13 protein-coding genes and 1 pseudogene are annotated in these 13,154 nt (G+C 61.5%); 3 read left to right on the top strand and 11 right to left on the bottom strand.

The annotated features are described in order from the left end of the window. The first annotated feature begins 72 nt into the window (after positions 1–72). On the top strand, positions 73–1,356 hold the full coding sequence (locus ACYYKW_RS22020) for an NAD(P)/FAD-dependent oxidoreductase (RefSeq protein ID WP_464991158.1): 1,284 nt from the start codon (positions 73–75) through the stop codon (positions 1,354–1,356). A gap of 139 nt (positions 1,357–1,495) precedes the next feature. Here ACYYKW_RS22020 and ACYYKW_RS22025 read toward each other — a convergent pair whose 3' ends face one another. Both ACYYKW_RS22025 and ACYYKW_RS22030 read right to left on the bottom strand, forming a co-directional pair. After that, the gene (locus tag ACYYKW_RS22025) at positions 1,496–2,281 is read right to left on the bottom strand and encodes a DeoR/GlpR family DNA-binding transcription regulator (RefSeq protein WP_093102339.1); all 786 of its coding nucleotides are present in this window, start codon (positions 2,279–2,281) and stop codon (positions 1,496–1,498) included. A 256-nt stretch (positions 2,282–2,537) separates the two neighbouring features. Further along, positions 2,538–3,431: a LysR family transcriptional regulator gene (locus tag ACYYKW_RS22030; protein ID WP_464991159.1), complete on the bottom strand. Its 894-nt coding sequence runs from the start codon at positions 3,429–3,431 to the stop codon at positions 2,538–2,540. 86 nt (positions 3,432–3,517) lie between these two features. On the opposite strand from ACYYKW_RS22030, the gene ACYYKW_RS22035 reads away from it, so the two are divergent. Continuing rightward, positions 3,518–4,294, top strand: coding sequence for an NAD(P)H-dependent oxidoreductase (locus ACYYKW_RS22035; RefSeq protein ID WP_464991160.1), 777 nt, complete (start codon positions 3,518–3,520; stop codon positions 4,292–4,294). Positions 4,295–4,617: 323 nt separating this feature from the next. Here ACYYKW_RS22035 and ACYYKW_RS22040 read toward each other — a convergent pair whose 3' ends face one another. From ACYYKW_RS22040 to ACYYKW_RS22050, 3 genes are read right to left on the bottom strand one after another with little or no spacing between them, the layout of a single operon-like run. Further along, positions 4,618–5,637, bottom strand: coding sequence for an AbrB family transcriptional regulator (locus tag ACYYKW_RS22040; protein WP_464991161.1), 1,020 nt, complete (start codon positions 5,635–5,637; stop codon positions 4,618–4,620). 59 nt (positions 5,638–5,696) lie between these two features. Continuing rightward, positions 5,697–6,119: an HD domain-containing protein gene (locus tag ACYYKW_RS22045; protein ID WP_336354552.1), complete on the bottom strand. Its 423-nt coding sequence runs from the start codon at positions 6,117–6,119 to the stop codon at positions 5,697–5,699. 15 nt (positions 6,120–6,134) lie between these two features. Then, positions 6,135–6,524, bottom strand: coding sequence for a hypothetical protein (locus ACYYKW_RS22050; protein WP_464991162.1), 390 nt, complete (start codon positions 6,522–6,524; stop codon positions 6,135–6,137). 165 nt (positions 6,525–6,689) lie between these two features. Here ACYYKW_RS22050 and ACYYKW_RS22055 point away from each other — a divergent pair, with 165 nt between their 5' ends. Beyond that, positions 6,690–7,121, top strand: a complete 432-nt coding sequence (locus tag ACYYKW_RS22055; RefSeq protein ID WP_206415980.1) for a hypothetical protein — start codon at positions 6,690–6,692, stop codon at positions 7,119–7,121. 71 nt (positions 7,122–7,192) lie between these two features. Here ACYYKW_RS22055 and ACYYKW_RS22060 read toward each other — a convergent pair whose 3' ends face one another. From ACYYKW_RS22060 to ACYYKW_RS22085, 6 genes and pseudogenes are all read right to left on the bottom strand, one after another. Further along, positions 7,193–7,477 carry a hypothetical protein gene (locus ACYYKW_RS22060; protein WP_206415979.1) on the bottom strand — a complete coding sequence of 95 codons (285 nt, stop codon included), beginning with the start codon at positions 7,475–7,477 and terminating at the stop codon, positions 7,193–7,195. A gap of 174 nt (positions 7,478–7,651) precedes the next feature. Next, a complete protein-coding gene (locus tag ACYYKW_RS22065; protein ID WP_090282863.1) occupies positions 7,652–7,936 on the bottom strand; it encodes a hypothetical protein in 285 nt (94 codons plus the stop codon). A 109-nt stretch (positions 7,937–8,045) separates the two neighbouring features. After that, on the bottom strand, positions 8,046–8,594 hold the full coding sequence (locus tag ACYYKW_RS22070) for a cupin domain-containing protein (RefSeq protein ID WP_093102357.1): 549 nt from the start codon (positions 8,592–8,594) through the stop codon (positions 8,046–8,048). Positions 8,595–8,946: 352 nt separating this feature from the next. After that, the gene (locus ACYYKW_RS22075; protein ID WP_336354550.1) at positions 8,947–10,230 is read right to left on the bottom strand and encodes an NAD(P)/FAD-dependent oxidoreductase; all 1,284 of its coding nucleotides are present in this window, start codon (positions 10,228–10,230) and stop codon (positions 8,947–8,949) included. Positions 10,231–10,279: 49 nt separating this feature from the next. Continuing rightward, positions 10,280–11,770: an aldehyde dehydrogenase gene (locus tag ACYYKW_RS22080; protein ID WP_464991163.1), complete on the bottom strand. Its 1,491-nt coding sequence runs from the start codon at positions 11,768–11,770 to the stop codon at positions 10,280–10,282. 250 nt (positions 11,771–12,020) lie between these two features. After that, a pseudogene (locus ACYYKW_RS22085) lies at positions 12,021–13,085 on the bottom strand (glutamine synthetase family protein); the annotation flags it as partial. Between the last annotated feature and the right edge of the window lie 69 nt (positions 13,086–13,154).

Here is a 13,154-nt window from a genome sequence, read left to right on the forward strand (position 1 = left end):
CTCCGCTATCGCTGGCAAGCCAGCTCCCACAGGGGATTGCACTCCGACTCCCGAATTTGTGTGGACCCTGACATGACCAACCGCTGCAATTCCTACTACACCGCCACCCTCAACCGCGACACCGACTACCCGACCCTGCAAGGTCGGCATTCGGTGGATGTGGTGATCATCGGCGGCGGTTTCACCGGCGTCGCCACCGCGGTCGAACTCGCGGAAAAAGGCCTGAAAGTCGCCATCGTCGAAAGCCACAAGATCGGCTGGGGCGCCACTGGGCGCAATGGCGGTCAGGTCACCGGCAGCTTGTCCGGCGACGGCGCGATGCGCAAACAGATGCGCGCGAAACTCGGTGATGACGTCGACGATTTCATCTGGCACCTGCGCTGGCGCGGCCATGAAATCATCAAACAGCGCGTCGAAAAATATGCCATCCAGTGCGACCTCAAACACGGCCATTTGCACGCGGCGTACAAGCCCAGCCACATGACCGGCCTGCGCAGCGACTATGAAGAAGCCGTGCGGCGCGGGCTGGGCGATGAGGTCAGCCTGCTTGATCGCAGTCAGGTCCGCGATCTTCTGCAAAGCGACCTTTATCACGGCGCAATCAAGAACACCCGCAACATGCACCTGCACCCACTCAACCTGTGCATCGGCGAAGCGCGGGCGGCGGAAAGTCTCGGTGCGCTGATCTTCGAGAACAGCGAAGTGCTGGAGATCATTCACGGTGACAGGCCGGGCGTGCGCACCGCTCACGGGCAGATCGACGCCAACCAGGTGATGCTCGCCGGCGACGTCTACCACAAGCTCGAACCGGGCCAACTCAAGGGCAAGATTTTCCCGGCCATGGGCGGCATCGTCACCACCGCGCCGCTGGGCGAGCTGGCGCGGCAGATCAACCCGCAAGACCTCGCGGTGTATGACTGCCGTTTTGTCCTCGACTATTACCGCCTGACGGCTGACGGTCGCTTGCTGTTCGGCGGCGGCGCCAACTACAGCGGCAAGGATTCACGGGACATCGCCGCCGAACTGCGCCCGTGCATCGAGCAGACATTCCCGGCGCTCAAAGGCGTGCAGATCGACTATCAGTGGAGCTGCGCGATGGGCATCGTCATCAACCGCATCCCGCAACTGGGCAAGCTTTCGGACAACGTCTGGTATTGCCAGGGCTATTCCGGCCACGGCATCGCCACCACGCACATCATGGGTGAAATCATGAGCCGGGCGATCACCGGGCAACTGGAACAGTTCGACACCTTCGCCGCCTGCCAGCACATCCGCGTGCCGATGGGGGATTTGCTCGGCAACCCGTTGCTGGCGGCGGGGATGTGGTATTACCAGATGCTCGAAAAGTTGCGTTGAAAGATGTGTTGATCATGCTGCCGCCATCGCTGGCAAGCCAGCTCCCACAGTGATCGTGGCGTATCAAGTTTATGTACACCATGAAAACCTGTGGGAGCTGGCTTGCCAGCGATAGGGCCATCAGCCACACCCGATAAACTCAATCGGGAAGCTGCTGAACTACAATCCCCAACCGCCGATAATCCTCGACACTCCCCGACGCCACATGCCGTTCGGTGATCAACGTGTGCAAGCGCGTACACGGCGCCACCACAAACGGTTCCACCGCGCCGAGCTTGTCCGCCGAGGTCACCGCTATCACCCGCGCCGCGCTATCGAGCATCGCTTGCTTGACCGGTACTTCATCGAAATGCAGCGAGGTAATCCCCACTTCCGGATGAATCGCACACACACCGGTTATCGCCAGATCGGCCTTGATCCCGGCCAACAGACGCAGCGCCTCATGCCCACCCGCCGCCATGGTCCGCGGGTTCAACTGCCCACCGGCGAGAATCACTCTCACGCCGCTGTACTCCGACAAGGCAATCGCCGTCATCGGCGAAGCAGTCACCGCCGTAATACTGATATCGGCACGCAGCGAGCGCGCCACCTGCAATGTGGTCGAGCCGGAATCGAACAGCACGATCTGCCCGTCCTCGATCTGCTGCGCCGCCAGTTGCGCCAGGCGCACTTTGACCTCATCGGTTTCATCGAGCCGGGTGAAGTAATCCTTGCCCGAGTCTTTCGGCCGCGGTAACGCCCCGCCGTGCACGCGCTGCACCAGCCCGGCATTGTCCAGTTCGGCGAGGTCGCGGCGGATGGTGTCCTCAGACACTGCGAAGTGCTGGCTCAACTCGGACGCCATGACCTTGCCGTCGCGCTCGAGCAGCAAGAGGATTTTCTGCCGGCGCAGCGAGGGCAATTCGGCGATGGAGTGATCGTGCATGGTTGTGCCTGTTTGTGCTTGTAATTGCAGGTTTAACCAAGGCTAGCGAAAGCCCCGGACAAATACAAACGCAGCGGCTATCAATTGTTTCGATCATTGGAATCAACAAGGCGAATTTTTTCTTTGCCGTGTGCCTGTTCACAATGGCCCCACTCTAAAACGGCTCAGGATGAACACCCCATGAATCTCAATTTCGCCTTCGCGTGCATGATCGTCGTGTCGTTTGCAGTGGCGTTGGCCCACGCCTGACCGGGTCTCAGACCGACGCCAGCAGATGCTCGCGCAACCACTTGTGCGCCGGATCGCGGTGCGCGCGTTCACCCCAGAACATCGCCATTTCATAACCCGGCACTTCCAGCGGCGCGTCGACCACCTGCAAGGCCGGATTGCCGCGCACCAGCCGTGACGGCAGCATCGCCACCAGATCGGTGCTGACCAGCACCGACATTGCCATCAGAAAGTGCGGCACCGACAACACCACGTTGCGCCTCAAACCGACATCGGCCAACGCCCGATCCGTCACCCCGAAAAAGCCCCCACCCTCCCTCGACACCAATACGTGCTCCAGCGCGCAGAACTGCTCGCGCGTGGGCGCCGTTTGCAGGTGCGGATGGCCGATGCGTCCGGTCAGCACGTAACGCTCCTGAAACAGCGGTCGCCGATGCAATTCCGGCGGCGCGTCCTCGCTAATGTGCAGCGCCAGATCGAAGACGCCCTGCTCGGCCTCTTTCACCAATTGTTGCGGGTGCAGGTCGATCACCGCCAGCCGCGTGCCCGGCGCCTGTTCGCGCAAGCCGCTCAGTGCCGGCAGCACCACGGTCGATTCGCCGTAATCGGTCGCGGCGATTTTCCAGCTGTGCGTGGCCTGCGCCGGGTCGAACGCACTGGCCGGCGCTACCGCCCGCTCCAACGCCTCCAGCGCTTCGCGCAACGGCTCGCGTAACTCGTCGGCCCGTGCGGTCGGGCGCATGCCTCGTGGGCCGGGTAGCAACAGTGGATCGCCGAAAATATCGCGCAACTTGGCCAGGTGCACGCTCACCGACGGCTGCGACAGGTTCAGCCGCTGCGCCGCACGCGTAACGTTGTGCTCGGCCAGCAGCACATCCAGGGTCATCAACAGATTGATATCCAGCCGTCTCAAATTATTCATGGCTATACCAGACATATCAGACATTCATTTCCAATATACCGGGCGAACGCCGATCCTGCAGTCATTCACCCACGGAGCTTCCCACCATGAATGTTTTACTGGTTTACGCCCACCCCGAATCGACGTCTCTCAACGGCTCGCTCAAGGACTTCACGGTCCAGCGCCTGCAAGCCGCCGGCCACAGCGTGCAAGTCTCCGACCTTTATGCGATGAACTGGAAACCCACCCTCGACGCCGACGACGCTCCGCAGCGTGACCCGTCGCAACCGTTCCACGCCTCCCTCGACTCAAAACGCGCCTACGCCGACGGCACCCAGGCCGCCGACATTGCCCGCGAACAGGAAAAACTGCTCTGGGCCGACGCGCTGATCCTGCAATTCCCGCTGTGGTGGTTCACCCTGCCGGCAATCCTCAAAGGCTGGGTCGACCGCGTCTACGCCTACGGCTTTGCCTACGGCGTCGGCGAACACTCCGACAGCCGCTGGGGCGAGCGTTACGGCGAAGGCAAAATGAAAGGCAAACGCGCGATGCTGATGGTTACCACCGGCGGCTGGGAATCACACTACGCCGCGCGCGGGATCAACGGGCCGATGGATGATCTGCTGTTTCCGATCCAGCACGGGATCTTGTACTACCCCGGATTTGAAGTGGTGCCACCGTTTGTGGTGTATCGGAGTAGTCGGATGGATGCTGCGCGGTATGCCGCGACCACCGAGGAACTGGGGCGGCGGCTGGATGAGTTGTGGAGTGCGCGGCCGATCGGGTTTCGGCAGCAGAATTCGGGGGAGTATGAGATTCCGGCGTTGACGTTGAAGGAAGATATTGCTCCGGATAGCGAAGGCTTCGCCGCACATATCCGCTAGCGCCGCATTGCCCTCACCCCAGCCCTCTCCCAGAGGGAGAGGGAGCTGACCGCGTTGGATGTTCGAGCTACACCGACCTGAGATATCGAGCCGAACTCCAATTTCGAACAGCCCACGATCGGCTCCCTTTCCCTCTCCCGGAGGGAGAGGGAGCCGGCCGCGTTGGAAGTTCGAGCGACGGCGACCTGAGATTTCGAGCCGAACTCAAATTTCGAACAGCACCGAGATCGGCTCCCTTCCCCCTCGCCCCCCTTGGGGGAGAGGGCTGGGGTGAGGGGGATGGATTTAACTGACACGCCGTATCAGATTGGCATCAGCTCGAGTCAGGCTTCCTCTTTCACCCGCCGCACCTGCACCCACAACGCCGGCGCGAAATGCAGCAACACCATCCGGCTCAAATGATGCGTCAGGATAAACACCACATTCAGCCCGCCACCAAACGCGACAATCGCGATCGTCTCGATCGCGCCCGGCATGTAAGCGAGCCATAACGACAGCGGATCGTTGCCCAGCCACCGCGCCGCGACTTCGGCGAACACTGCAGCGACCACGATCATCAAGCCAACCGAGACCAGCGCTGTGCGCCCGTGCCGGGCCAGTTCGGCGAAGCCGAGGCCCTGGAACCGTGAGCCGATGCGCACGCCGAGAATCAGCGCGGCCAGGTTCAGGCTCCAGTCCGGCATGTGAAAACCGTGCAGCCATCCTGATTTGACGAACACGGCGGTGATGATGATCGCGGTGAGCATGAACGGCGCCGGTACGCCGATCATCAGCAGCAGGCGGCCGAGCAGTACGCTCAGCGCGATGACAGCACACGCGGTCAGCGCCATGCCTGTCGTCAATGGATCGCCATCGGCAACCGCGATGGCGGACTGGCCGGGTATCAAGAAACTCACCAGCACGGTGATCAGCAGCAAGCGCATCAAGTGAACGATGATGACCTTGCTCGAGGCCTTTTCCGATTCGAGCAAATCGAACACCGCTGCGAGTGCACCGGGATAAACCGCCAGCAGCGCATCGGTGCGATTCCAGCCGGCGCCGCGGGTCAGCCACCATCCGGCCAATGCAATCTGTACGGTCAGGCAAATCAGCAATACACCGAGGCTGGGCAAGAGCGCCGAGGCCGTCGCGCTGTCCCACGCCTCGAACATCAGGCCGGTGGCGATCCCCAGCGTGACCTGGATGTAGCCGAGTCCATAGGGGGTGGCCGGTGCGATGCCGGTTTTACTGGCGAACACTGCGGTGACGATAATCGAGCCCAGCAGCAAGCCATGGGGGACGCCTTCGAACTGCAACAACGCGCCGAAACCGGCAGCAATCAACAAGCAAATAACTGATTTCATAGTCGCCTTCCTGGCTATCAACTGAAGCACCACCGATCCCACAGGGAATGCCCTGCTTTCTACATGCGCAACCGCGCAATCGCCCGCCGATACTTCTCGATCCGCTCCAGATCCTCCCAACCCGGTGAGGCGATCCGCGAGATATCGCTGTTCTCTTCCAGATCCGCCAGTTTCACCGCCCGGCCGATCGGGTTCTGCGCGGCGCGGTCGACGAAATCCTCATAGGACTCACCGGGCGCTTTCGTCACCGATGCAATCGCCGTCAGCACTTCTTCGCTGAAGCCTTCCTCGCGCAAATCATTCAGGCTGACGCCACAATCTTCGACCACATCGTGCAGCACAGCAACGATGCGTTCTTCCAGCGTGGTCATGCGCAACATGACTTTCAGCGGATGCAGAATGTACGGCGCACCGCCCTTGTCGACTTGCCCTGTGTGGGCCGTGGCGGCGATGGCGATAGCGCGTTCGAGGGTTTGGGTCATAAGAATCTCCGAAGGTCAGATGCCGTAACGGCCGCCGACGTGGATATTGCGTTTGAGCCAGTTGCAGAAGGCTTTCCAGCGCCCGACTGGCCGCGCGGGTGCTGCGTGACGCTGAAGAATCAACGCCACCAGCGTCGCTTGATCGGCGTGCGGGTTGGCATCGATCAACTCGGCCACCCAGGCGCAATCGGCTTTGCTCAAGTGGTCGCGCCAGTCGCCGGACCACGCGTCGAGTTCATCCAGCGCGAGAAACCGCGCCCCGCCATGCTCCATGTGCCCGCCGCCCATCGACTGCTCGAAGCAGAACGGCGTATCGGGTTTTGCGGGGTCGATGTGGAAAAGATAGATATCGTGAAACGGATGCTGCGAAGCGGGGGCGATGTTGCGGCGGCCGATTTCGATCATGGCGACGGTCCAATCCTTGGGCGCTGAATGTTTCTGATTGTTGCGCAGTGTACGCGAAGATCACCCATCGCGAAGCAGATGGAACCCTGCACGCCTTCGCCACCTCGAAAGCAGACAAGCGCCAAATCACCGATCAGACGCGGCGCCATTGGAGAGGAACTGCCGATGAAAACCCGATTGCTGTTGCTGATCGCCACGTTTGCCATCATCCCCACCTGCGTCATGGCCGAAGGCTGCGACGTCCAGACCCGCTCTTCGAGCGCCGCAGTGCCCGCCGTCGAAACCCACAGTTGCTATGAATACGAAGGCGTGCCGGTGGACTCAATCAACTGGTCGTGCAGCAACGAAAGCAAAGACACCCTCAACGCCACCAAGAAAAAAGTCCAACGCTGCGAGGACCACTACCAGGCCACCTGCACCGCCCGCCTCACCCAGGAATCCCTGGCCAACCCGCATTCCACCAGCAAAGACAAAAGCGCCCAACCACTGAACCTGCCGGATAACGCGCAAGTGACCACCTATTACTACGGCGGCGAGCATCTGGAACAGGCGAAGATCGACTGTGAAAATAGCGGGGGCAACTGGAAGGCGAAATAGCCATCAGCCATTCAGAGTTTCCCCATAAAAAAGCCCGGCTACATGCCGGGCTTGCTGCATTCGAAACATGCTTAACCTTCGCCGGCACCGCTGCTGGTGCCGCTGTCGTTCGATTGTTTCGAACCACTGGGCTTGCCGCCCGAAGGGGTCGAGCCGTCGTTGTTGGTGGTATTGCCCTGCGTACCTTTCGGCACGGTGGCGCCATTGGAATGAATGTCTTCCGGCGCACTCGGGTTGGTCTGGCTGTTGCCGTCGTTGGCGGTCGGCGCCGGGGTATCGTTGGCGGCCGTTGCGTAGAGGGAGGTGGCGGATAACAGAGTGGCGAGGGTCAGTGCTGCGAAGTTGACTGGGCGCATGTTGGCTGTTTCCTTTGCGGGGGTGAGTTACGCATTGGAAGCAGGTGCGCGGTGAAAATGCGGTGCGGCTGACGAATGGCAAGAATAAACCCGACACCTCGGAAGAGATATCGGGTCATCAAAACAATCTCTAAAGCACGGCTTAACAGACCGGGCATTCTAGTGCTCGGTCTATCAACCGCCGCCGCTACCCCCGCTGCTGCTACCGGATGGTTGACCCGCAGGGCTGGGCTTGGAGGCAGACGGCACCGGCCCATTGTCGGTCTTGCCACCGTCACCACCCTTGGGTAGCGATTCGGCATCCGGGTCGGCATTGGTGGCTGGAGACGCCGGTTCACGCGTCTGGCTGGTGCCGTCGCTCGCCGTCGGGGTCGACGTTTCACCAGCAGCGAGCGTGTACGGCGAGCTGCCGAACAGCAACGCCGCGAGGGCAATTACCGCAAGTTTATGGTTCTGCATGGTGGCTCTTCCGTTGCGTGGGGAGTTACAGCATTGGAAGAAGGTGCGCGGCGAACGTGCGATGCGCCGGACGAGTGGTTATCGTCCGGTAGATCAATTATGTCGAAACTCAGAAATTCGCTGGCGTATTCGCGCTGATGATCTCCGCCTCATCCGCCCCAATATTGCGAAACTTGTGCGGCAATGTCGTCGGAAAGTAATACCCGTCCCCCGCACTCAACACACTCACCTGCCCGTCCACCGTCAATTCCACGGTGCCACGGGTCACAAGCCCGCACTCCTCGCCTTCGGCATGCACGATCGGCTCGTCGCCGGAGCTGGCGCCGGGGGCGTATTGTTCGCGCAGCAGGCGCATCTGGCGGCTGGGGACGGAGGCGCCGATCAGCAGCAGGCGCAGGCCGTGGCGGCCGAGGTCGGGTTGTTCGTTGGCGCGGAAGACGTATTGATGTTCGCGCGGCGGCTGGTCGAAGGTGAAGAAGTCGGCCAGGGACATCGGTATGCCTTCGAGCAACTTTTTCAATGAGCTGACGGAAGGACTGACACGATTCTGTTCGATCAGCGAGATGGTGGCATTGGTCACGCCGCTACGCCGGGCCAGCTCGCGCTGGGAGAGTTTGTAGCTTTCGCGTACTAGTTTGAGTCGAGAACCCGTATCCATGACAGCCTTATGTGAGAACGACAAGGACGATGGGGGTGGGTGGCGGGTGACGCGCAGGTCGCGCGGATCACGTTGCTCCCGTGTCCCGGAACCGTGAAAGGCGGCTATTAAATCACGTTTGCCGGTGATGCTCAGCAGGTTCGATGGATGGTGGCTGAAATGAGCCTGCTGGTGATTATTCCCGGTAAACAGAAGTCCTGTGGGAGCTGGCTTGCCAGCGATTGGATGGCATATTCAACATCCCTTTTGCTGAAAGGCCGCTATCGCTGGCAAGCCAGCTCCCACAGGGGGACATCAGTGCTATTGCGTAGTGAAAACCGGCGGGGTTTGGGGTCACCGCCGGGGTGGTAAGTCAGACGCCGAAGCGGTCGCGCAGCGAGTAGTAGACGGCGCCCAGGGCGGTCAGCGGCGCGGAGAAGGTGCGGCCGCCGAGCATCGGCATGTGCGGCAGCGAGGCGAAGGCGTCGAAGCGTTCGGCGTCGCCACGGATCATTTCCGAGATCAGTTTGCCGGCCAGGTGCGAGCAAGTGACGCCGTGGCCGCTGTAGCCTTGCATGTAATAGGCGTTTTTTTCGATGCGGCCGAATTGCGGCATGCGTGACATGGTCAGCAGGAAGTTGCCGGTCCAGCGGTAGTCGATCTTCACGTCCTTGAGCTGCGGGAAGGTCTTGAGGATTTTCGGGCGGATCAGTTGCTCGATGTCGTCCGGCTCGCGCGCGCCGTAGACCACACCGCCGCCGTAAAGCAGGCGGTTGTCGGCGGTCAGGCGATAGTAATCGAGCAGGTAATTGCAGTCTTCGACGCAGTAGTTGTTGGTGATCAGGCTGCGCGCCTGCTGCTCGGTCAGCGGTTCGGTGACGACGATCTGCGAGCCGCACGGCATGCTTTTCGCGGTCACGCGGTTGTCGAGGCCTTGTGGCAGGTAGGCGTTGCCGGCGATCAGCAGGTACTTGGCACGGACCTGGCCTTTGGCAGTGCGCACGATGTTTGGCTCGCCATAGGTGATTTCCACCGCAGCCGACTGCTCGTAGATCTTGCCGCCCAAGCGCACGATCGCCGCCGCTTCACCGAGCGCCAGATTCAACGGATGAACGTGGCCGCCCTGCATGTCCAGCAAACCGCCAACGTAGGCGTCGGAGCCGACTTCACGACGAATCTCAGCCGCGTCGAGCATCTTCAGATTGCGGTTGCCGTAACGTTCCCAGCCACGCTTCTGCTCAGCCAGACCGTTGAGTTGTTTCTTGTTCATCGCTGCGAAAATACCGCCCGGGCGGTAATCGCATTGGATGTCGTAATCCTTGATGCGCGAACGGATGATGTCGGCGCCTTCGAAGATCATGCTGCCGAGGATTGCCGCGGTCTTGTCGCCGTAGCGCGCTTCGATCACATCGACGTCGCGACTGTAGGAATTGACCAGTTGCCCGCCGTTGCGACCGCTGGCGCCGTAGCCGACTTTCGCCGCTTCGAGCACGGTCACTTTATAGCCCGCTTCAGTCAGGAACAGCGCCGAGGACAGGCCGGTATAACCGGCGCCGATGATGCAGACGTCGCATTCGACCGACTCTTCGAGGGTCGGGAAGTCGATGACTTCGTTGCGGGTGGCGGCGTAGTAGCTGTTGACGTGTTGCTGTTTCATAAATTTCTCCGATGGCCGCCAGACACTGGCGGCCGCCGCTGTAAAAGAATTAGAGCTTGATCCAGGTCGCTTTCAGCTCGGTGTACTTGTCGAAAGCGTGCAGCGATTTGTCGCGACCGTTGCCCGATTGCTTGAAGCCACCGAACGGCGCCGTCATGTCGCCGCCGTCGTACTGGTTGACCCAGACGCTGCCGGCACGCAAGCCACGGGCGAAGGTGTGCGCCTTGCTCAGGTTGCTCGTCCACACACCGGCGGCGAGGCCGAAGATGCTGTCGTTGGCGATCTGCAACGCTTCTTCGGCGGTGTCGAAGGTGATCAGCGACAGCACCGGGCCGAAGATTTCTTCCTGGGCGATGGTCATCGCGTTGGTCACGCCGTCGAAGATCGCCGGTTGCACATAGAGGCCGCCGGTTTCTTCGAGCGTGCGTTGGCCGCCGGCGATCAGCTCGGCGCCCTGCTCGCGACCGATGCTGATGTAGCGCAGCACGTTTTCCAGTTGACGCTGATCGACCACGGCGCCGACGGTGGTCGCCGGGTCGAGGGCATGCCCCGGTTTCCACGCTTGCAACGCTTCCACCAGCAGCGGAATGAACTGCTCGCGAATCGATCGCTCGACCAACAGGCGCGAACCGGCCGTGCAGACTTCGCCCTGATTGAAGGCGATGGCGCTGGCCGCCGCTTCTGCTGCCGCGCGCAAGTCCGGCGCGTCGGCAAACACCACGTTCGGGCTCTTGCCGCCGGCTTCGAGCCAGACGCGTTTCATGTTGCTTTGCCCGGCGTAAATCATCAGTTGCTTGGCGATCGCCGTGGAGCCGGTGAAGGCCAGCACGTCGACGTCCATGTGCAGCGCCAGCGCCTTGCCGACGGTATGGCCGAAGCCCGGCAGCACATTGAACACGCCTTTGGGAATGCCGGCATCCAGCGCCAACTGGGCGATGCGAATCGCCGTCAGTGGGGATTTTTCCGACGGTTTGAGAATGAACGAGTTGCCCGCCGCCAGCGCCGGGGCGAATTTCCAGCTGGCCATGATCAGCGGGAAATTCCACGGCACGATGGCCGCGACCACACCGGAAGGCTCGCGGGTGACGAGGCCGAGTTGGTCGTGCGGCGTGGCGGCGACTTCGTCGTAGATCTTGTCGATCGCCTCGGCGCTCCAGCGGATCGCGTTGGCGGCCGCAGGGATGTCGATGCTCATCGAGTCGCTGATCGGCTTGCCCATGTCGAGGGTTTCCAGCAGCGCCAGTTCTTCCTGGTGTTGCAGGATCAGATCGGCGAAGCGGATCAGGACGCGCTTGCGCTCGGCCGGGGCTTTTTTCGCCCAAACGCCGGAGTTGAAAGACTGGCGTGCGGCTTCGACGGCGAGGTTGGCGTCGGCTTCACCGGTGCTGGCGACCGCGGCGAGAAAACGGCCGTCGACCGGGCTCAGGCATTCGAAGGTTTCGCCGCTGATCGCCGGGCGGTATTCACCGTTGATGAAAGCGCGGGCTTCGACGGTCAGGGACTGGAAGTGGTGTTCCCAGTCGTTGCGGGTTCTGGTCATTGTTTTGGCTCGACGAGGGGGATTGGGGTGGTCTGGTTGCTGTGTCTGGCTTGAGAGGGTTGCCCTCACCCTAGCCCTCTCCCGGGGGGAGAGGGGACCGATTGGGGGAGGCTCAAAATCTGCGCCGACCTGAACGACCGAGTCGAATATGGATTCGGTACAGCAGGTTCAGATCGCAGCATTTCCCGAGCATCCCCGGCTCAGTCCCCTCTCCCCCTGGGAGAGGGTTAGGGTGAGGGGCTTTTGATCTTCAGACCGTATGCAAATACCAGTTGTACTCAAGATCAGAAATCGAGTTCTCGAACTCGGCCAACTCGCTCTCCTTGCACGCGACAAACACGTCGATGTACATCGGGTCGATGTAACGCGCCATGACTTCGCTGTCGTCCAGCTCGCGCAAGGCATCTCGCAAGTTGTTCGGCAGGCTCTGTTCGTTCTGCTCGTAGCTGTTGCCTTCGACCGGGGCGCCCGGTTCGATCTGGTTGGTCAGACCGTGGTGAATACCGGCCAGCACCGAGGCCATCAGCAGGTACGGGTTGGCATCGGCGCCGGCGACGCGGTGCTCGATGCGCACGGCGTCGGCTGAACCGGTCGGCACGCGTACGGCCACGGTGCGGTTGTCGATGCCCCAGCTCGGCGAGTTCGGGACGTAGAACTGCGCGCCGAAGCGGCGGTACGAGTTGACGTTCGGGCAGAGGAAAGCCATCTGCGCCGGCAGGGTCTCGAGCACACCGCCGATCGCGTGACGCAGCGCGGCGTTCTGCTCGGGATCCTCGCTGGCGAAGATGTTGTTGCCTTCTTTGTCCAGAATCGAAATGTGCACATGCAGACCGTTGCCCGCCTGGCCCGGATACGGCTTGGCCATGAAGGTGGTGTCCATCTCATGGTCGTAGGCGATGTTCTTCACCAGACGCTTGAGCAGCACCGCGTAATCGCAGGCCTTGATCGGGTCGGAGACGTGATGCAGGTTGACTTCGAACTGCGCCGGGGCGCTTTCCTTTACGATGGCGTCAGCCGGGATGCCCTGCTCTTTCGCGCCCTCGAGGATGTCTTGCAGGCAATCGACGTATTCGTCGAGATCGTCGATCAGATAGACCTGAGTCGACACCGGACGCTTGCCGGACACCGGCGAACGTGGCGACTGCGGACGACCATTAACGTTGTCCTGGTCGATCAGATAGAACTCCAGTTCGAACGCTGCGCAAATGGTCAGGCCCATGTCGTCGAACTTGCGCACGACGTTGGCGAGCACTTCACGCGGGTCGGCGAAAAACGGCTGGCCTTCGATCTCATGCATGGTCGTGCGCATCGTTGCGGCGCGGGACCTGCTCGGCGCATCGCGCAACACCGGTCTGGGCGCAGCGCAAGCCAACTGGAGCGCGGC

It is taken from the genome of Pseudomonas sp. 15C, assembly GCF_055484735.1.

Bases quoted from the DNA above. Each gene is read 5' to 3' on its own strand.
- ACYYKW_RS22020 (WP_464991158.1), top strand. From the start codon at position 73: ATGACCAACCGCTGCAATTCCTACTACACCGCCACCCTCAACCGCGAC.
- ACYYKW_RS22025 (WP_093102339.1), bottom strand. From the start codon at position 2,281: ATGCACGATCACTCCATCGCCGAATTGCCCTCGCTGCGCCGGCAGAAA.
- ACYYKW_RS22030 (WP_464991159.1), bottom strand. From the start codon at position 3,431: ATGAATAATTTGAGACGGCTGGATATCAATCTGTTGATGACCCTGGAT.
- ACYYKW_RS22035 (WP_464991160.1), top strand. From the start codon at position 3,518: ATGAATGTTTTACTGGTTTACGCCCACCCCGAATCGACGTCTCTCAAC.
- ACYYKW_RS22040 (WP_464991161.1), bottom strand. From the start codon at position 5,637: ATGAAATCAGTTATTTGCTTGTTGATTGCTGCCGGTTTCGGCGCGTTG.
- ACYYKW_RS22045 (WP_336354552.1), bottom strand. From the start codon at position 6,119: ATGACCCAAACCCTCGAACGCGCTATCGCCATCGCCGCCACGGCCCAC.
- ACYYKW_RS22050 (WP_464991162.1), bottom strand. From the start codon at position 6,524: ATGATCGAAATCGGCCGCCGCAACATCGCCCCCGCTTCGCAGCATCCG.
- ACYYKW_RS22055 (WP_206415980.1), top strand. From the start codon at position 6,690: ATGAAAACCCGATTGCTGTTGCTGATCGCCACGTTTGCCATCATCCCC.
- ACYYKW_RS22060 (WP_206415979.1), bottom strand. From the start codon at position 7,477: ATGCGCCCAGTCAACTTCGCAGCACTGACCCTCGCCACTCTGTTATCC.
- ACYYKW_RS22065 (WP_090282863.1), bottom strand. From the start codon at position 7,936: ATGCAGAACCATAAACTTGCGGTAATTGCCCTCGCGGCGTTGCTGTTC.
- ACYYKW_RS22070 (WP_093102357.1), bottom strand. From the start codon at position 8,594: ATGGATACGGGTTCTCGACTCAAACTAGTACGCGAAAGCTACAAACTC.
- ACYYKW_RS22075 (WP_336354550.1), bottom strand. From the start codon at position 10,230: ATGAAACAGCAACACGTCAACAGCTACTACGCCGCCACCCGCAACGAA.
- ACYYKW_RS22080 (WP_464991163.1), bottom strand. From the start codon at position 11,770: ATGACCAGAACCCGCAACGACTGGGAACACCACTTCCAGTCCCTGACC.